The organism is Paraburkholderia sp. UYCP14C (genome assembly GCF_004197395.1).
Classification (GTDB): Bacteria; Pseudomonadota; Gammaproteobacteria; order Burkholderiales; family Burkholderiaceae; genus Paraburkholderia.
Window position 1 is genome coordinate 236,128 of the sequence record NZ_SELS01000006.1, and the last position, 19,834, is coordinate 255,961.

Annotated in this window: 13 protein-coding genes and 1 tRNA gene; 3 read left to right on the forward strand and 11 right to left on the reverse strand. The window is 61.9% G+C overall.

Annotation, left to right across the window (positions count from 1 at the left end):
- Positions 1-482 precede the first annotated feature (482 nt).
- The 3 genes from rpiA to rnr form a co-directional block, all read right to left on the reverse strand.
- On the reverse strand, positions 483-1,178 hold the full coding sequence (gene rpiA / locus EVC45_RS08150; RefSeq protein ID WP_129957494.1) for a ribose-5-phosphate isomerase RpiA: 696 nt from the start codon (positions 1,176-1,178) through the stop codon (positions 483-485).
- 245 nt (positions 1,179-1,423) lie between these two features.
- Entirely contained in the window at positions 1,424-2,167 is a 744-nt protein-coding gene (rlmB, locus tag EVC45_RS08155) for a 23S rRNA (guanosine(2251)-2'-O)-methyltransferase RlmB (RefSeq protein WP_129957495.1), read from the reverse strand.
- Positions 2,168-2,403: 236 nt separating this feature from the next.
- Entirely contained in the window at positions 2,404-4,899 is a 2,496-nt protein-coding gene (rnr, locus tag EVC45_RS08160) for a ribonuclease R (RefSeq protein WP_129957496.1), read from the reverse strand.
- Between the two features lie 414 nt (positions 4,900-5,313).
- On the opposite strand from rnr, the gene EVC45_RS08165 reads away from it, so the two are divergent.
- Positions 5,314-5,400 (forward strand) — tRNA-Leu (locus EVC45_RS08165).
- Positions 5,401-5,553: 153 nt separating this feature from the next.
- A complete protein-coding gene (locus tag EVC45_RS08170; protein WP_129957497.1) occupies positions 5,554-6,786 on the forward strand; it encodes an integrase arm-type DNA-binding domain-containing protein in 1,233 nt (410 codons plus the stop codon).
- A gap of 342 nt (positions 6,787-7,128) precedes the next feature.
- On the opposite strand, the gene EVC45_RS08175 is transcribed toward EVC45_RS08170, so the two are convergent.
- Positions 7,129-9,051, reverse strand: a complete 1,923-nt coding sequence (locus tag EVC45_RS08175; RefSeq protein ID WP_129957498.1) for a potassium transporter Kup — start codon at positions 9,049-9,051, stop codon at positions 7,129-7,131.
- 411 nt (positions 9,052-9,462) lie between these two features.
- Here EVC45_RS08175 and EVC45_RS08180 point away from each other — a divergent pair, with 411 nt between their 5' ends.
- Positions 9,463-10,644, forward strand: a complete 1,182-nt coding sequence (locus tag EVC45_RS08180; protein ID WP_129957499.1) for a sodium:proton antiporter — start codon at positions 9,463-9,465, stop codon at positions 10,642-10,644.
- Between the two features lie 22 nt (positions 10,645-10,666).
- Here EVC45_RS08180 and EVC45_RS08185 read toward each other — a convergent pair whose 3' ends face one another.
- The 7 genes from EVC45_RS08185 to EVC45_RS08215 form a co-directional block, all read right to left on the reverse strand.
- Positions 10,667-11,083, reverse strand: a complete 417-nt coding sequence (locus EVC45_RS08185; RefSeq protein ID WP_129957500.1) for a universal stress protein — start codon at positions 11,081-11,083, stop codon at positions 10,667-10,669.
- Positions 11,084-11,215: 132 nt separating this feature from the next.
- Complete coding sequence (locus EVC45_RS08190; protein WP_129957501.1) at positions 11,216-11,908, reverse strand: response regulator; 693 nt, start codon at positions 11,906-11,908, stop codon at positions 11,216-11,218.
- A complete protein-coding gene (locus EVC45_RS08195; RefSeq protein ID WP_129957502.1) occupies positions 11,905-14,733 on the reverse strand; it encodes a sensor histidine kinase KdpD in 2,829 nt (942 codons plus the stop codon). The genes EVC45_RS08190 and EVC45_RS08195 overlap by 4 nt, the downstream gene beginning before the upstream one ends.
- 84 nt (positions 14,734-14,817) lie before the next feature.
- A complete protein-coding gene (kdpC, locus tag EVC45_RS08200) occupies positions 14,818-15,399 on the reverse strand; it encodes a potassium-transporting ATPase subunit KdpC (RefSeq protein ID WP_129957503.1) in 582 nt (193 codons plus the stop codon).
- A gap of 45 nt (positions 15,400-15,444) precedes the next feature.
- The gene (gene kdpB, locus EVC45_RS08205) at positions 15,445-17,595 is read right to left on the reverse strand and encodes a potassium-transporting ATPase subunit KdpB (RefSeq protein ID WP_129957504.1); all 2,151 of its coding nucleotides are present in this window, start codon (positions 17,593-17,595) and stop codon (positions 15,445-15,447) included.
- A 13-nt stretch (positions 17,596-17,608) separates the two neighbouring features.
- Entirely contained in the window at positions 17,609-19,417 is a 1,809-nt protein-coding gene (gene kdpA, locus EVC45_RS08210; RefSeq protein WP_129957505.1) for a potassium-transporting ATPase subunit KdpA, read from the reverse strand.
- Positions 19,414-19,509 carry a potassium-transporting ATPase subunit F gene (locus EVC45_RS08215; RefSeq protein WP_008918365.1) on the reverse strand — a complete coding sequence of 32 codons (96 nt, stop codon included), beginning with the start codon at positions 19,507-19,509 and terminating at the stop codon, positions 19,414-19,416. Before EVC45_RS08215 ends, kdpA begins: the two co-directional genes overlap by 4 nt.
- Between the last annotated feature and the right edge of the window lie 325 nt (positions 19,510-19,834).

A 19,834-nucleotide genomic window follows, 5' to 3' on the forward strand; every position in this document is an offset into this window, starting at 1 on the left:
AAGAGTGTATGTGCCGCGTTTCAGGCTGTGCGTGCGCGTGCCCACATTCGAGGTGCGACAGTACGCGAGTAATTCGCAGAGCCCGTTCGCGTCTGCAAAATCAGCATCATTCCCGCGCTTTCGTATGTACAGAACGCCTGACGTATCACCGCACGCCTCCTCTCGCTAGTTCAGACCACCCTGGACGATCGGAGCACAGCAAGCGACGATCCCGCGACGTCGGCGGCCGCCGTGCGCTGCGTGCCGTTTGGCGATCAAAGCGGTCGGTGGGGAAGTGCCGGGTTCGAGCTGCTGGAACTCGCCGGGCACTGTGCCGCGCGTGCCTGAGCACGGAGCCAGGCATTTTCCGCCAGGCGCGCGCGATCGCCGCCGCGGCGGAGAGCGTCACCGGGATCGTGCGGCGCGCCGCGGCGGCAATAAAAAACGCGTGTGAACCGTTGGAACGGCTCACACGCGTCAGAGCGAACAGAAACGCAATCCGCTTAATTCTGGCCGTACGTGATCGTTTGCACGCCGGTGTCCGTGCCGAGCAGGCACAGATTCGCGCCGCGGCCCGCGAACAGGCCGACCGTGACGACGCCCGGCCATGAGTTGATATGCGCTTCGAGCGTGCGCGGGTCGCTGATGCTCAAGCCCTTCACGTCGATGATCTCGTTGCCGTTGTCGGTGATGAACGGCACGCCCTCTTTCGTCACGCGCACGACGGGCACGCCGCCGAGCGCCGTGACGCGCCGGCCGATCGCGGTGCGCGCCATCGGCACGACTTCGATCGGCAGCGGGAACTTGCCGAGCGTCTCGACGACCTTGCTCGCATCCGCGATGCAGACGAACACTTCCGACACCGACGCGACGATCTTCTCGCGCGTGAGCGCGCCGCCGCCGCCCTTGATCATCGCGCCGCTGCGATCGATTTCGTCGGCGCCATCGACGTACACCGGCAGCGAGTCGATCTCGTTCAGGTCGAACACCTTGACGCCGTGCGATTGCAGACGGGCGGTGGTGGCGAGCGAACTCGACACTGCGCCGCGATAGCGGGATTTGGTGGCGGCCAGCGCGTCGATAAAGCAGTTCGCGGTGGAACCCGTGCCGAGACCGATCACCGAGCCTTGCGGCACGTTGGCGTTCACGTAATCGGCGGCGGCCTGGCCGACCAGTTGCTTGAGTTCGTCTTGAGTCATGGGAGAGGCGGGAGAAGCGTGAAAAACCGATAGTTTACCGGAGTGGCGTGGGGACGGTTCGGTTTGGGCCGGCTTTGTGCCGTCGAGCGTGCTGGTTTGCTGGACCCCTTTGCCGCTGGAGACGGCGTGCGCGTCGTGGTGAGCGCGCCGCAACTGGCATCCCCGTCCCCAAAGCAAAGCGCCCGGAACCCCTATCGCGTTCCGGGCGCCGACAATCCGCCAACAGCAGGCGCGATTTCAGAAACCTACTTCTTCACCGCCCGCTGCCGCACAGCTTCGAACAGACACACGCCGCTAGCCACGGACACATTCAAACTCTCCACCGTCCCCGCCATCGGAATGTTCATCACGACGTCGCAGGTTTCACGCGTCAGACGCCGCATGCCCTCGCCTTCGGCACCCATCACGAGCGCCACCGGCCCGTCGAGTTCCGTTTCGTAGACACTCTTGTCCGCGTCGCCGGCCGTGCCGACCACCCAGACGCCCGCGTCCTTGAGCTCGCGCAGCGCGCGCGCCAGGTTCGTGACCGTGATGTACGGCACGGTGTCGGCCGCGCCGCTCGCGACCTTCGCGGCGGTCGCGTTCAGTCCCACCGCCCGATCGCGCGGCGCGATCACCGCGTGCGCACCGGCCGCGTCGGCGACGCGCAGGCAGGCGCCGAGATTGTGCGGATCGGTCACGCCGTCGAGCACGAGGAGCAGCGGCGAGCCGCTGATGCCGTCGAGCAGTTCGGCGAGGTTCTGCGCGAGCGGCAGATCGCCCGCGCGTGCGACCACGCCCTGATGGCGTTCGGTGCGCGCGAGGCCCCACAGACGCGTTTCGTCGGCGGCGATCAGACGCACGCCCGCGTCCTTCGCGGCCTGCAGGAACTCGGTCATCCGGCGGTCCTTGCGCGTCGCGTCGTAATAGACATCCTCGACCGTCGACGCATCGTGCCGGATACGCGCGGTCACTGCGTGGAAACCGTATAAAACCTTGTGACGTGCCATGACTGAACAACCTTTGATTGGACGCGCAGTCAATGCGCGCCACTGTGATGAATATGAAACCGGATACCCGTGCGTCGATTCGTGCGGCCTCGAAAGCGTCGGTGCGTGATGCTGAGATTCACGCTCGCGCCCCGACACCGCCGAACCACCCCGCACTGCCCGCGATAAAACGCGAGACCGCGCGCAACCGGCACGCGTGCGTGCCCGCTACGCGCGGTCCCGGCGCTGTGGAAGCCTCAGCGCTTCTTGCGTGCCTGCTTCGACGCCGCCTTGGTCGCGGCACCGTGCTTCTTCGCCGCGCCACGCGCCGCGCGCGCTTCCTTGACCGCCGCGCTCTGCGCGGGCGCGGCCCGCTTGCGCCGGGGACCCGGCATCGAGGCGCCGCCTTCCGCCGGCGGCAACGCGCGCACGCGCGGGCCAGCGCCGTCACCCTTGTCCGCCGCCATGCCGCGTGCCGCAGGCGGCTTGATCGGCGTATCGCGCACGAGGCGGAAGTCGATCTTGCGCGCGTCGAGATCGACGCGGCTCACCTGCACGCGCACGCGATCCGACAGCCGGTAGCGAATACCGGTGCGCTCGCCGCGCAGCTCGTTCTTGATCTCGTCGTACTGGAAGTAGTCCGAGCCGAGTTCGGTCACATGCACGAGACCTTCGATGAACAGCGAATCGAGCTGCACGAAAATGCCGAACGACGTGACGCCGTTGATCATGCCGCCATACTCTTCGCCGAGCTTGTCGCGCATGAAATAGCACTTGAGCCATGCTTCGACGTCGCGCGATGCTTCGTCCGCGCGGCGCTCGTTGGCCGAGCAGTGCAGCCCGAGCTCTTCCCAGATCGCCACGTTGTTTGCACGCGCGCGGGCGCCGCGCTTTTCCTCGTCGGCCTGCTGCATCGCGCGGGCGCGCGGCGACAGCGCGGTATTGAGCTCGACGCCGTGCGGCGGCTGCGGCTGATACTTGCGGCCTTGCAGGATCGCGTAGATCGCGCGATGCGTGAGCAGGTCGGGATAGCGGCGAATCGGGCTCGTGAAGTGCGCGTAGGCCTCGTAGGCGAGACCGAAGTGGCCGATGTTGTCTGGGCTGTAGACCGCCTGCTGCATCGAGCGCAGCAACATCGTCTGCAGCATCGAGGCGTCGGGCCGGTCGCGGATCTGCGCCATCAGTGCGGCGTAGTCGCTCGCATGCGGCGTGTCGCCGCCGCCGAGCGTCAAGCCCATGCCGCGCAGGAAGGTGCGCAGGTTCTCGAGCTTTTCCGCGCTCGGGCCCGCATGCACGCGGAACAGGCCCGGATGCTTGTTGCGCTTGAGGAAGTCCGCCGCGCACACGTTCGCGGCCAGCATGCATTCCTCGATCAGCTTGTGCGCGTCGTTGCGGGTGCGCGGCACGATCTGCTCGATCTTGCCCTGCGCGTTGCAGACGATGTACGTCTCGGTCGTATCGAAGTCGATCGCGCCGCGCTTCTGGCGCGCCGCGAACAGCGCCTTGTAGACGCCATACAGATTCTGCAGTTGCGGCAGCAACGCGGCGCGGCGGGTCGCCTCCGGGCCCTTGGTGTTTTTCAGCACCGCGGCGACTTCGGTGTACGTGAGCCGCGCGGCCGAATGCATAACGCCCGGATAGAACTGATACCCCTTCACGTCGCCACGCGCGGTGACGATCATGTCGCAGACGAGCACGCAGCGGTCGACTTGCGGATTCAGCGAGCACAGGCCGTTCGACAGCTTTTCCGGCAGCATCGGGATCACGCGGCGCGGGAAATACACCGAGGTGCTGCGCTCGATCGCGTCGGTATCGAGCCCACTTTGCGGAAGCACGTAATGCGACACGTCCGCGATCGCGACGATCAGGCGGAAGCCATCGCCACGGCCGACCTTGACCGGCTCGCAATAGACGGCGTCGTCGAAGTCGCGCGCGTCCTCGCCGTCGATCGTGACGAGCGGCACGTCGCGCAGATCGATGCGATGACGGATGTCGGTTGGGCGCACTTCGTCGGGCAGCCTGGCCGCTTCGGCCAGCGCCGCCTCGCCGAACTCGTGCGGCACGCCGTACTTGCGCACCGCGATTTCGATTTCCATACCGGGATCGTCGATATCGCCGAGCACTTCGACCACACGGCCGAGCGGCTGCGAATGACGGCTCGGGAAATCGGTCAGCTCGACCACCACGACCTGGCCGACCTTCGCCTTGCGGGTGTTCTGCGTGATCAGGATGTCGTGGCCGATGCGCTTGTCTTCGGGCGCGACGATCAGCGCGCCGTTCTCGTTGAGCAGACGCCCGATCACGCGCTTGTTCGCGCGGTCCGTGACCTCGACGATGTGCCCTTCCGGCCGCCCACGCCGGTCATAGCCGACGATGCGCGCGAGCACGCGGTCGTTGTGCATGACCTTCTGCATCTCGCCGTTGGGCAGGAACAGGTCGTCCTGGCCGTCGTCGCGAATCAGGAAACCGTAGCCGTCGCGATGGCCCTGCACGCGGCCCGCGACGAAGTTCGACGGATGAGTGAGTTGATAGAGATTGCGCTGATCGAGCCGGATCTGGCCGTCGCGCTCCATCGCGCCGAGACGCTTGAAAAATCCTTCGCGCTCCTGGCGCTTGATCGACAGGGCTTCGGCGATGTCGTTCGCGGCAAGCGGCGTTTCACTCGTGCGCAGCACGCCGAGGATTTCTTCGCGGCTTGGAATCGGATACGGAAATTTGCTCAAGGGCTTGTCGATGATTTTTTCTCGTTGCATGGACGTCGGTCGGCGATGTGGTCCGGCCTGGAAGGCGTTTGCGTAATGCGCGCAGTCGCGCTTGGCTGCATCTGCAGGGCGGCTGCGCTGCCTCGGTCATTGCACCTGCTGCTTGCTGCTCTTCTGCTCTACTACGAGTTGCACCGGAAACTGCCTGGGTCCGGCTCGTTGAACGCCAGGCCGACGCGCGTCTGGCTGACCGCAGGTCGACACTCGCGCCGGGATACCGGAGATGCATCGTACCAACGAACTACTGCGAGGCATTCTAACACCCGTGTCGACCGCCAGGCGGGCCTCACGCGGTGGTTCGGGCGCGCTGCGGGTCGCCTTGCCGCGAGCATGAATCGTCTTTGGCAAATTGCTTGACAGGTCGAAATCGGTCGCTATAATGGCGGTCTTTGCTGTTCATCACCTGCCCAGGTGGCGAAATTGGTAGACGCACTAGGTTCAGGTCCTAGCGGTGGCAACACTGTGGAGGTTCGAGTCCTCTCTTGGGCACCAATTTACGTTCCAGCGTAAGCTGGGACGTTCCAGAAAACCCCGTAAGTTCAAAAGCTTACGGGGTTTTTTGTTCCTTGTAACTCCACTACGTTCCGCTGACATCGATCGTTTTTGCGTATACTGTTGCGTATACGAAATCCGGAGGGCGAAGCCATGCCCAGACGCGTCGAACCGAAGTCGGAGGTCGTTTTTCGCGCCGCGAAGGCTCGCGAGCGCCCCTACCTGCTTACTGATGGCAACGGCCTTGCCTTGAGAGTCCAGCCCAATGGGACTAAGACCTGGTTGCTTCGGTATCGTCGACCGAGCACCAAGAAAGAAAATTTCTTGAGCCTCGGCCGCTATCCCGACGTCTCTCTTGTTGATGCCCGAAAGGCCGCCAGCTCTGCACGCAACCAGGTACGCGAAGGCACCGACCCGGTAGAGCACCGCCGAGCGGAATCCACTGCACGCAAACGTATTGCGGAAGGCGCATTCCATCTGGTCGCCAAACGATGGCTCGAGTTCAAACGGAAGGAATGGGCTGACGAGACCTATCGCAAAGCCGAGTTCGTCGTGCGTGAATATCTGATACCCGCGCTTCAGAGCAAACCCATCTCGACGCTCACTACACCAGAGGTCAAACCGATAATTGAGGCGATCGCATCACACGCTCCCAACCTCGCAACCAAAGCGCGGCAGTATGTCGGCGGCATCGTAACCTATGCGGTCCAAAACGGCTTGCGGGAAGATAAGTCAGCCTTGATGCTTCGAGGCGTTGTGCCCCGCCACAACAAAGGACACATCCCGGCAATCACGAGGCCTGCAGATATCGGACCGTTGGCCATCGCTATCAACGCCTACAAGTCACCTATCACCCGTGCAGCGCTCTTGCTTACCATGTTTACAGGCCTTCGCCCAGGGGTAGTGGCAGCGGCACCTTGGGACGAGATCGACCTCGGGGCGGCCGAGTGGCAAGTGCCGGCGGAAAGGATGAAGACGCGACACGCTCACATCGTGCCGCTACCAAAGCAGGCGGTTGCCGTGCTGAAAGAGTTGCAATCGATCGTTGGGAAGCGCATCTACGTCTTTCCCTCTCCTGCCCGTCAAAGGACCCCTCACTTGCATCGGGACGCGCTGAGCAAAGCGCTCCGCGAGATGGGATTTCAAGGAAAGCACGCGACGCACGGTTTTCGCGGCATGCTCCGCACGGTCGGACGTGAACGGCTCGGTATCGACATCGATGTGCTGGAGGCACAGCTGGCGCATGCCAAGCACGGCGATGTGCAAAAAGCCTATGATCGAACGACGTTTGACGACGACCGTCGCAGAGTGATGCAAGAGTGGGCCGACTACATCGATCGGCTATGCCTTGAAACGACGCAGGTGGCGAAGAGCCGCGAAATTTGAGCCCCACTCGATTGACAACCATCTGCCGCAAACCTAGCGCTGGGCCTGATTCAGGTCCCATCGCGCCCACCGACACCGTCAGCGATACCGACATTTCCGCCCAGCACTCAACGGCCTTCGGCGGGCCGCATCGGAAATCAGCGGCGCGTGCTTAAGAAAGATCGTCGTAGCCAATGCATCTCCAGATGACTTCGGAGATTGATACCGTCAGGTCACAGCTGCCTAACTGAGCCGACCGGCGGCAGGTCGGCCACAGCTGACGGTCGGCGATCAGACGTTGTGCGGCTGCTGACGGCCGCCGCATCACGGACATTCACCGATCCGGTCATTGCTGCCCAAACTTTAAACAAGATCCAGCCGCGCCCCCATCTCCACGACCCGGTTGGGAGGCAAGCCCAAATGAGCAGTCGCATCCAGTTCATTCCTGCGCAGCACAGTAAAGAGGGCTAGCAGCACGTAACGTCCTAAGCTCTTTTTCCTCTGTATGGCGAACGATTCACGCCCGAGGTAAAAGGTGGTTGTCATCGGGTCATAAGACGTACATCCCGCGTGCCGGAGTGCCTGTTCGAGAAGTTGCGGCACATTCAGCATTTCAAGATAGCCGTAGCGTCCCTCGATTCGCACGAAGCCTTGTTCAAGGCGTTCCACCTTGAACCGTTCTATCTCTGCGACACGAGGAATCTCCTCCGTCAATAAGGTCAGCAGAATTACCTGCTCATGAAGCACCTGATTGTGCTTGAGGTGATGCAGCATGGTGGTAGGCACCGAGTCTCCTGCGGCCATCAGAAATACACCCGTACCATGCACGCGGTGCGGCGGAGCCCAAACAATACTTGAGACAAATGAGTTCAGCGGCAGTTGCGTATCCCTGCGAGCGCGTTGCAACGCTCGCAATCCGATAAGCCATGACGTCGACACAAGGAACGTCAATGTGCCGATGGTGAGCGGCAGCCAGCCGCCTTCGGCAAACTTCATCGCGTTCGCCGCGACGAACGCCACGTCCACTACCATGAAGATGCCGGCCACGAGCGCGACGCGCCAGATCGGCCAGTTCCACCGCACGCGCGCGAATGCGGCGAACAGCATGGTCGTGATCAACATTGTCGTGGATACGGCTATACCGAAAGCGGCCGCAAGACTGTCCGAGGTGCGGAAGCCTAGCACCACCGCGATGGTCGCGACCATCAGCACCCAGTTCAGGCCCGGCAGATAAATCTGCCCCTCTGTGCTCGACGACGTGTGCTTGACCTTCACGCGCGGCGACAGGCCAAGCTGCGCCGCCTGGCGCGTCAATGAGAACACTGCGGAAATCAGCGCCTGCGATGCGACGATGGTCGCCAACGTGGCCAGCACCACCATCGGATAGAGGCCCCAGGACGGCACCGTCGTGTAGAACGGGCGGGCCGCCGCGCTCGCATCGCGCAGCAGCAATGCGCCCTGACCCAGATAGCTGACGGTCAGCGCGGGCAACGCGAGCCCGTACCACGCGAGACGGATCGGCCGCGCGCCGAAGTGGCCCATGTCCGCGTACAGCGCCTCTCCGCCGGTCAGGCACAACACGACGGCGCCCAGCGCGACGAAACCCTTGAAGCCGTTATGCGCGAAGAATTCGATACCGGTCAATGGGTTGAACGCGGCGAGGATGGCCGGAGTTTGCGCGAGCGACACCAGCCCCAAGCAGAAGATGACCACGAACCAGACTGTCAGTATCGGACCAAATGCGACCCCTACGCGTCCGGACCCCAGCGGCTGCACCGCGAATAGCGCGACCAGGATCACCACCGTGATCGGCACCGTGTAATGCGCAAAGGCGGGCGTCGCCACTTCGATCCCTTCGATCGCGCTCAGGACCGAGATCGCGGGCGTGATGACGCCGTCGCCGTAAAGCATCGCGGTGCCGAACATGGCCATGAACACCCAGCGCAACGCGCCGGCCCGCGTCACGCGTCCGGTGCGCTCGCCGACCAGCAGCGCGAGAAGCGCGAGCAGTCCGCCTTCGCCACGGTTGTCGGCCTGCATCAGCACCAGCACGTACTTGACGCTGACCATCAGCAGCAGCGACCACAGGAACAGCGAAACGACGCCGATCACGTTCGCGTACGTCGGCGCGACGCCGAGCGCGCCGCCGAAAGCGGCCTGCAATGCGTACAAGGGGCTCGTGCCGAGGTCACCGAACACGATACCGAGCGCGGAGAGTGCGAGTGCTGCCGTTCCTGTCGCGCGATGCGCAGACGGCGAAGCCTGCATGGTGGACATGTTGTTCATGGAACTTTCATTCCGAAAGATGCCGGATGAAATCTGACCCGGCGTTGTAGCGAGTCTCCATGTTGCCTGCGCGCGCCGGGTACGACTAGCACAGTCACAGAATGCCTGGTAGAACACCTGGTCCCGGAAAGTGCACGAACTGACCGCAGATGGCTCTCTAATTCCAGGCGTCGTTAATTAAATGGTGTTCCGGATGGAAACGACCTTCGGAGCGAATTGAAAGGTAACGGTGCAGCGCCGATGAGCTGAAACGCCACTCCATGGGATCTCAACTTCATTACCTCGCCAAACATATTTACACTGATATGGATGCCTGCAAGAGACCGGCCGTTTCCCCAGCGGCCGAACGGAAGTCGTCGTCCAACGTAGCCATGACGCAGCTCTCTTTCTTCCTTTATCGGAGCCGTTCGGATGGACTTTAACGTTGGGCTTTTCGAAGTGCTGTTGCTGGTTTCGGCGTTGGTGGCGATGCTCGTGCGGCGCTTGCATATGCCGTATAGCGTTGGTTTGGTCATAGCAGGCATCAGCTTCTCCTTTCTGGCATCTTCCAGATTTCCCGATACTCCCCTCAACAAGGATTTCATTTACAACGTACTCTTGCCACCGCTGATCTTTGAGGCGGCGTTTCACATGCGGTGGGACGAAGTACGCAGAGATTTCGCCGTCGTCCAGACCTTGGCCATCATCGGGGTTCTCCTGTCGGCTGGCGTGACCGCGATAGGCATGCACTACCTCTTGCATTGGGAATGGATTAGCGGGTGGCTTTTCGGCACGTTGATTTCCGCCACGGATCCAGTATCCGTCCTTGCACTGTTCAAGGACACCGGCGTAGCGGGCCGCTTCAGGCATCTGATGGAAGCGGAGAGCCTCTTCAACGACGGGACTGCAGCCGCCGCTTTCCGGGTCACACTCGCATTTGTTGCCGGCGCGCACGTCGACCTGGTCGCCGTGCTCAAGATTTCTGGCGTGGTCATTCTTGGGTCGGTCTTTTGCGGACTGCTGATCGGCAATATAGCGCTATCGCTGCTTCACCGCGCCGACGATCACCTCGTCGAGATTACGTTTGCAATGATCGCGGCCTATGGCTCGTTTCTGCTGGCTGAGAGCCTTCACTTGTCCGGCGTACTGGCGACGCTGATCGCGGGCCTTGTGATGGGCAGCCGTAACGCGGTTGATCCGATGACAGAGCGAGGACGGCAAGCCGTTGAGACCGTGTTGGAGTACGCGGTCTTTGCCGCGAATTCCTTCATTTTTCTCTTTATCGGAATTCAGCAGGTGCACCGGAAGTACGACACTGTATGGGTATCGATAGCCATCGCCGTGGTGGTCGTGATGCTGGCACGCGCTGTAGCCGTGTACCTGTGTTGTGTTCTTTTCTCGCGTTCGACGCTTCAAATAGAAATGCGACACCAACATATACTGTTCTGGGGAGGACTGCGCGGCGCTCTGGCATTGGCTCTCGCCATGAGTCTGTCGTCCGGCGTTCCTCGTCGTGAGGAAATCGTGACGGTGTGCTTTGCGGTGGTGGCCTTTTCAATCTTCGTTCAGGGCACGACGATGACAGCATTTCTCCGGCGATTGAGGATCATATAGCGCCCCAGCAGCGCGTATCGAATCAGTGCAGCATCGTGACGGGTATCGAAGACCAGCGCCACAACCTCGCGAGTACAGTCCATCTGTGAAAAAAACCGAGGTGGCTTGCGTCCAGCACTACGATGTCGGCATGATCTTTGGCCGCGTATTGAGCGATGGTTCGCTCAGGTGGCCCGAAAACGCGCTTCCAGGTGTAGGGAACACCGGCATCGTCGAGGACCGCACAGGTTTGCATCAGTGCATCACGTGCTCGCTCCTTCTCGGATCGATGCAACTCCGAGCGCGAATGAAACGCTCCTGAGCGACCTTGCGCCAGGTCATCGAGCACTTCGATCACTTCCACCTCGGACACGCACTTCTCGGCAAACAGGAACGCTCCATGACGAGCCGCTTCGGTTGCGTCCTTGTCACCTAGCACGGGAATAAGCAGTTTCAGCAAAGCAGGCCTCCAGTCCAAGTATCGAGCGCCGATACCCTGATTGAAGCACGGACGTTCCCGGAATGCTGTAAAAGCACGGGTGCAACGCATAAAAATGTCGTCAAAACAGGCAGCATTGCAAGCCGGTAGCGCTCAAACGATCAGGCGATACCCAATCCCCGTCTCGGTCACGAGGTGCTCGGGCTTTGAGGGGTCACGCTCGAGCTTTTGCCGAAGATGAGCCATGTAGATCCTCAGATAGTGCAGACTTTGCGCATGAGCCGGTCCCCAGACCTCCTGCAGCAGTTCGCAATGCGTCATCACGAGACCTGCGTGACGAACGAGCGCAACGAGCAGCCGGTACTCGACTGGCGTCAAATGGACGTGCTCACGGCCGCAACGCACCATTCGGGCCGACAGGTCGACCGTGACCGAACCGAACGAGACGCTGGCGGATTGCGCGACCACGCACCGGTTATATCTGCGCAGCAGGGCACGAATGCGAGCCTCCAGCTCGGCAATACTGAACGGTTTCGTCAGATAATCGTCCGCCCCGGCGTCTAGCGCCGTAACCTTTTCCTGATCCCCAGCCTGATCCGACAGCACGATGATCGGCACGTCGGACCAGCCGCGCAGTTGACGAATTACGTCGATCCCGCCGAGATTCTCCAGTCCGGGATCGACAATGACCAGATCCGGTCGCACACTCGCCGTGATGGCTATACCCTGCGGTCCTGTGTCGGCATTCAGGACGCGCATCGCCTCGGTTTCCAGCGAGGTTCGCACATAGCGGCGCAAATGCCTGTCGCCCTCGATCAGCAGCACTGTGGCGATTGGATCGCTCATGACGCTGGGACGTCATTGATGGCATCACCGGAGACGGTCCGCGACGTCTCCTGTGACGTGCCTTTACTGAGAGCATCGGCAGCCCCGGGTCCCGCCGGGGGTGTCTCATCGGCCGGCAACATGAACCAGAAACAGGCGCCGAGCACGCTCCCGTTCGGATCGGTGCGGTTCGCCGCGCCAATCTTTCCTCCGTGCGCATCGACGATCGCGCGGCAAATGGCAAGACCCAGTCCTATGCCGGGCAACGCCGACTCTTTCTCGCCGCGGGTGAACTTGTCGAATACGCGGGACTCCATGCCCGGGGACAGACCCGGTCCGCTGTCTTCGACATTGACTTTCACGTAGCGGTGCTCGTGCTCCTCGACGACCGCGGCACTGACGGCGAGGGGTGAACCGGCGGGTGTGTACTTCGCGGCATTGTCGAACAGATTGGCGAGGAGCCGTTCCACCAGTACGGCATCGAGCCGGACCAGCGGCAAACCGTGCGGCACATGTGTAGTCACCTGACGGCCCGAGAGCAGACGGCGCGAAGCGGCCAGCGCGGCGCCGATCAACTCTTCCAGCGATGACCATTGTCGGTTCAGGCGCATGCTGCCTTCCTGCAGACGGACCATGTCGAGCAGGTTGGTCACAATGCCCGTCATCCGCATCGCCTCGTCGTAGATCCCTTCGGCGAGTTCATTGGTATCCGGATGCCTCGCCTTCTCACCGCGGCCCGGTTCCGCCAGTAAAGAGGCGAAGCCCACGATCGCGGTCAACGGCGTACGCAAATCGTGCGAGATCGCCGACAGCAATGAATTTCGCAGACGTTCCGATTCCATGCTGATCAGCGCGTCCTGTGCTATCTCGACATAGTGAACGCGCTCGAGCGCGAGGGCGATCTGGGCCGCAAACGTGTCGAGCATTCGGCGCTGTTCCGGTATTGCAAATTCTCCCGTGCCTGCAGAGAGCAGCGCGAGGACGCCCCGTGTGCGCATCGGTGCGCGCAACGGCAGATAGAGTGCCGCGGCTGCGGGCAGCGTCTCGGTTCCGTGGCCGGCAGGCTTTTGCTGGTCATAAACCCATTGCGCGATATCACAATCGAGATCGCCCCCGGTCAGCGTGACAGTCGGGTCCGGATTTTCGACCTTCTGCCGCACCTTTTCGGCGCTATCGGGCAACAGGATGGCGACGCGCACCTGGAATACCTCGACGACATGCCGCGTACCGATCTCAAGGATCTGGTCGGTCGTGAGGGCTGCGCCCAGCTCGCGCGTCATCGCGAACATGGCGTCGGTCCGGCGCTCACGCATCGTCGCCATACGGGCCTGTCTGCGCAGACTGGACGTCAGATGGCTGATCGTCAGTGACGTTACGAGCATGACCGCGAACGTCAGCAGATACTGTGTGTCCGATACGGAAAACGACAGCCGGGGTGGTACGAAAAAAAAGTCGAATGCCGCGACGCCAAGAAACGAAAGCAGCACGCCGGGTCCGCGCCCTAAACGCGCCGCCGCGAAAACCGTCCCGAGCAGATACAGCATGACGAGATTGGCAAGCGCGATGTGGTCGACGAACACACTGGCGAAAGCCGTAATCACCGCGCAGATCGCTGCCGCGTACAGGTAAGAAGTGACCGGGGCGCCGCGCCGGTTCTCACCCGGCGCGGCAAAGCTGCCCGCCGCGCCGCGAGGCGCGGCGGATTCGCGCGCCGCGCCTGAATTGATCAGCGTGACATCAATGTCGCGCGCGGCCCGGATCACACGCTCGGCCGTGGACCATCCGAGCCAGCCGCGCCAGCCACGCAACTCGACCGTTCCTACGACAAGCTTCGACACATTGCGCATGCGCGCATAGGCAACCAGCGTTTGGGCAACCTGCTCGCCCTGCAAGGTAACGGTTTCTGCGCCGAGTTCGGCGGCAAGCTTGAGCACGTCGAGCGTTCGTCCGCGTATTGCGTCGGGCAGCCGCTGAAGTTTGGGCGTCTCGACATAGACGGCCAGCCAGTCGGCCTTCAGGTTCGATGCGAGGCGAGCTGCCGCGCGTACGAGATTGCCGCTCTCCGGTCCGGCACCGACGCACACGATGATGCGCTCGCGGGCCTGCCAGATACGCTCGATCGACTGATCCGCACGATACTCGCGCATCTGCGCATCGACGCGGTCCGCGGTGCGGCGCAACGCCAGTTCGCGCAGCGCGATCAGATTGCCCTTGCGGAAGAAATTTCGCACGGCCTGCTCGGCCTGCTGCGCCATATACACCTTGCCTTCACGCAGGCGATCGAGCAGTTCCTCTGGCGGCAGGTCGACCAGCGTCACTTCGTCGGCGAGATCGAACACGCGGTCGGGTACCGTTTCCCACACGCGGATGCCTGTGATCTGCCCGACCACGTCGTTCAGGCTCTCGAGATGCTGAACGTTGACGGTCGTGTATACGTCGATGCCGGCGTCGAGCAACTCCTGCACATCCTGCCAGCGCTTCAGATGCCGGCTGCCCTGGACATTCGAATGCGCCAGCTCGTCGACGAGAATCAGCTGCGGCTTGCGTGCGAGTGCGGTATCGAGATCGAACTCGGCAAGCAGCCGCCCGCGATATTCGATCCGCGCGGGCGCAATGACCTCCAGCCCCTCGATCAGCGCGAGCGTCTCCTTGCGTCCATGCGTCTCGACGACCCCGACGACGACATCGACGCCTTCATCCTTACGGTATCTGGCGGCCTGCAACATCGCGAACGTCTTGCCGACTCCGGCCGATGCGCCAAAGAACACCTTGAGCCGGCCGCGCTGGCTTTTTTCTTCATCGCGCTGGATGCGGTCCAGCAGTTCGTCGGGATCGGGCCGGTTCATCGCACCCCCTGCGGGTTATCCCGTCATCATGTCGTTGAGGCTCATACGCTGGCCATGTGCCATGCGCTGTTCGCGTGGAAAAACTCACTGCATCGGCTTGAGCTGGTCGAGCGCGAGATTGAGTTTCAGCACGTTCACTCGCCGCTCGCCCAACACGCCAAGTTGCCGCCCCGACGTGTTCTGTGCGATCAGCGCATCGACCTGCTGCTCGGACAACCCGCGCGCCTTCGCCACGCGAGCCGTCTGATAGGCAGCGGCAGCCGGTGAAATATCCGGATCGAGGCCGCTACCCGACGACGTGACCAGATCGACAGGCGCGAGAGCTGTGTTCGACGGATCGGCATCGTGAAGCGCCGCGAGGCGTCCCTTCACTTCATCGGCGAGCGCCGGGTTGGTGGCGCTGAGGTTCGAGCCGCCCGAGTTTTGCGCGTTGTACGGGTTCGGCGTCGTGGCCGACAGCCGTCCCCAGAAGTAATAGGGCGCATCGAACTGCTGGCCGATGATTTCCGAGCCGACCGGCTTGCCGTCCTTGTCGATGAAGCTGCCGTTGGCCTGATGCGGAAACAGCAACTGCCCGACCGCCGTGACGAGGAGCGGATAGACGATGCCCGTGATCACCGTCAGGAACAAAAAGAGAACCAGCACGGGGCGCAATGAATTCTTCATGGTCGTCTACTCAATCGTTCTTTCAGCCAAGGTTTTCCACGCGCCTTAGACCCATCCAAACGCAGCCAGCACCATGTCGATCAACTTGATGAACGGAAACGGCAGAACGATACCGCCGAGGCCATAGATCAGCAGGTTGCGCCGCAGCAGGGCGGCGGCACCCAGTGCACGATATCTGACACCCTTGAGCGCAAGCGGAATCAGGAACACGATGATCAGCGCATTGAAAATCACCGCCGACAGAATTGCCGACGCCGGGGACGCAAGATGCATGACGTCCAGTACACGCAGTTGCGGGTAGGTCGAAGCGAATGCGGCCGGAATGATCGCGAAGTATTTCGCAACGTCATTGGCGATCGAGAACGTCGTCAGCGATCCGCGCGTCATCAGCATCTGTTTGCCGATCTCGACGATCTCGATCAGCTTGGTCGGATTCGAGTCGAGGTCGACCATGTTGCCGGCTTCCTTGGCGGCCTGGGTGCCGGAGTTCATCGCCACCGCAACGTCGGCCTGCGCGAGCGCGGGAGCATCATTGGTGCCATCGCCTGTCATCGCGACCAGCCGTCCGTCGGACTGATGCCCTCGAATCATCTTCAGTTTGGCCTCGGGCGTCGCCTCGGCCAGGAAGTCATCGACGCCGGCTTCCGCTGCAATCGCCGCAGCCGTCAGCCGGTTGTCGCCGGTAATCATCACGGTCTTGATGCCCATCTTGCGCAGTTCCGCAAAGCGCTCCTTGATACCACCCTTGACGATATCCTTCAGTTCGATCACACCCAGTACGCGGGCTGGACCACTATCCGCGCTGTCGTGACCGCCCGGCTTGTCGGCGACCACCAGCGGGGTACTGCCGCGCCGCGCAATATCCGTTACAGCGTTGTTGACTTCCGCCAGATAACGGCCACCGTGCGCCTCGACATACTGCTTCACGGCCTCGGATGCACCCTTGCGGATTTCGCGGTTGGGCAGATCCACGCCGCTCATCCGTGTTTGTGCGGTAAATCCGAGAAAGGTCGCATGCAGCGACGCCATGTCGCGCTCGCGGATATTGAAGCGCTGCTTCGCCAGCACCGCAATGCTACGGCCTTCCGGCGTATCGTCCGCGAGCGACGCGAGTTGCGCCGCATCAGCCAGATCGTGCTCCGACACACCGGGTGCCGGTATGAAGGCAGACGCCTGGCGATTGCCGAGAGTGATCGTGCCCGTCTTGTCGAGCAGCAGCACGTCGACGTCGCCGGCCGCCTCGACGGCGCGGCCCGACGTCGCGATCACGTTCGCCTGCATCATCCGGCTCATCCCCGCGACCCCGATCGCCGACAACAGACCGCCAATGGTGGTGGGGATCAGACAGACCAGAAGAGCGACAAGTGCGGTGATCGTCACCACCTGACCCGCTTTCGCGACTTCGACGGAGAACATCGAAAACGGCAGTAGCGTCGCGGTGGCGAACAGAAGCACGAGCGTCAGCGCAACCAGCAGGATCGTCAGCGCGATCTCGTTCGGGGTCTTCTGCCGCTTGGCTCCTTCGACCATCGCGATCATCCGGTCGAGGAAGGCTTCACCGGGATTGACCGACACCCTCACGACGATCCAGTCCGACAGCACGCGCGTGCCGCCCGTCACCGACGAAAAGTCGCCGCCGGACTCACGGATGACCGGCGCGGACTCGCCCGTGATCGCCGACTCGTCGACCGACGCAACGCCCTCGATGACATCGCCGTCAGCCGGAATCGTGTCTCCTGCCTCGATCAGCACGACATCGCCCTTGCGCAGATCGGTCGATGCCATGACGCGCACGGGTGCTTTCGGGTGCGGTTCGTTGAGCTTCTTGGCCATCACGTTGTGCTTGGCGCTGCGCAGCGACGCCGCCTGCGCTTTCGAGCGCCCTTCCGCAAGCGCCTCGGCGAAGTTGGCGAACAGCACGGTGAACCACAGCCACAACGTAATGGCGAGGATAAATCCAGCAGGCGCCTCGGCCTGCCCGGCGAGCGCCGCGAACCAGAGGATGGTCGTAAGAATGCTGCCCACGTACACGCAGAACATCACCGGATTGCGCAACTGAGTACGTGGCGTCAGCTTTCTGAACGAATCGACGATCGCCGGCTTCACGAGCACCGGATCGAACATCGAGCGCGCCGCGGTACGTGCCTGGCCAAGATTATCAGGACGATGGGCAGGCGGTTGAATGGAAGTGGTCATGCTTTCCTCGAATTCAGTGACCTGAAATCATCGACAGATGTTCGACGACCGGGCCCAATGCAAGCGCGGGTACGAAGGTGAGCGCCCCGATCAGCAACACGGAGCCGAGCAACAGCACGACGAACAAGGGTCCATGCGTGGGCAGCGTACCCTCGGTGGTCGCGATACGCTTCTTTTGAGCGAGGGATCCGGCGATCGCCAGCACCGCAACAACCGGAACGAACCGGCCAAGCCACATCGCGATAGCGAGCAGCACGTTATAGAACGGCGTATTGACAGAGAGTCCAGCAAACGCGCTACCGTTGTTGTTGGTAGCCGACGTAAACGCGTAGAGGATCTGCGAGAACCCGTGTGCACCCGGGTTGCTGATGCCGGTAGTCCCGAGCGGAGACAGCACGCCGATGGAGGCCCCAACCAGCACGATCATCGGCATGACGAGTACCGCGATCGATACCATCTTCATCTCATAGGACTCGATCTTCTTGCCGATGTATTCGGGCGTTCTGCCGATCATCAGTCCCGCGATGAATACGCCGAGCAAGGCAAACACGAGCATCCCGTAGAGGCCCGATCCCACGCCGCCAAACACCACTTCGCCCAGTTGCATCATCAGGAGCGGCACGAAGCCGCCCATTGGCGTCAGCGAGTCGTGCATGTTATTGACCGCGCCGCACGATGCGGAAGTGGTGGCAACCGTGAAGATGCCGGAATCGGCAATGCCAAAGCGCGTTTCCTTGCCCTCCATGTTCCCGCCCGGCTGCAGCGCGGACCGGGTTTGATCGACATGCAACGACGTGAACAATGGATTACCGGACTGTTCAAAGACAATCTCACCCCAGCACGCGACCGCGAACGCGATCGTCATCGCGGCGAGTACCGCATAACCCTGTCGCTGGTCACCGACCGTTCTGCCGAAAACGATGCATAAGGCCGCGCCGATGCAAAGCATCGCCACCATCTGAACAAAGTTGGCCAGCGGTGTCGGGTTCTCGTACGGATGCGCGGAATTCGCATTGAAGAACCCGCCCCCATTGGTGCCCAGCATCTTGATCGCCTCCTGCGACGCGAGCGGACCCATGGCAATGGTCTGTTTGTCGGCCTTTACGTCCTGCATGACGGGGTTGCCGTTCGCGTCCTTGACAGCATTGCCCTGGGCGTCGGTCTTGGGCACCTGATACGTCGTGACCTGAACCGTCGGCACGTCGACATACGACCTGAGGTTCTGGATCGCTCCCTGGCTGATGAACACCAGCGCGATGACGAATGCAATGGGTATGAGGACAAACAGCGTGGTGCGCGTCACATCGACCCAGAAATTGCCGATCGTCTTCGCAGTGTGACGGGCAAAACCCCGTATCATCGCGATGGCCACGGCAATACCCGTCGCTGCGGACAGGAAGTTCTGCACGGTCAGCGCCGCCATCTGGGTCAGGTAGCTGACCGTCGTTTCCGGCGTGTAGTTCTGCCAGTTCGTATTGGTCGTGAAGCTCACTGCCGTGTTGAAAGCGGCGTCTGGCGTCATCGGGCCAAAACCCTGCGGGTTGGCGGGCAGCCATTGCTGTAGCCTCAGAAAACCATATACGGCGAGCGCGCCCAGTGCATTGAAAATCAGCACGGCGAACGCGTACTCTTTCCACGACATTTCGGCGTCGGGATCGACCCCGGCAAGCCGGTAAAGAAGCCGTTCGACCGGTTGCCCTAGCTTGCGCACAACGACCGATGAGCCGTCAAGGACGGCGGTCATGTAGCGGCCAAGCGGAATCGCGACCGCGACCAGCACCACGATGAACAGCGTCAGGTGGAAAAGGTTATAGGAGTTCATTCGAGATCCTCCGCACGCAGCAGCGCATACACGAGGTAGACCAGCAGCAGTAGCGTCGCAGCAGAGGCCAGCCAGATCATCCATGCGTTCATGGCCGGCCTCCTGAGACGCGGCGGTGCAATTTCTCGCAGCCGTGGGCAAGCGCGAGGCAAAGTGCGCAAAAAATTGCAATGCCGGCGATATAAATCACGTCCATCTTCGTCCTCCGTAGCTGACCCAGCACAGCCAGAACGCAGCGAGAGTTGCCAATCAAAAGCTAGGCGATGCGAAGTAAAAATTGTGCAAATTTGGAAGGATTACCCAGTTCTGGACCTGGATCCGGAAACCCGGCCGGTTGGGAACTGCCGAAGGCACGAATAAATGAACCTTTTAACGAATAATGGGCAGACGCCACCGCACGTACCCAATCGAAGCGCT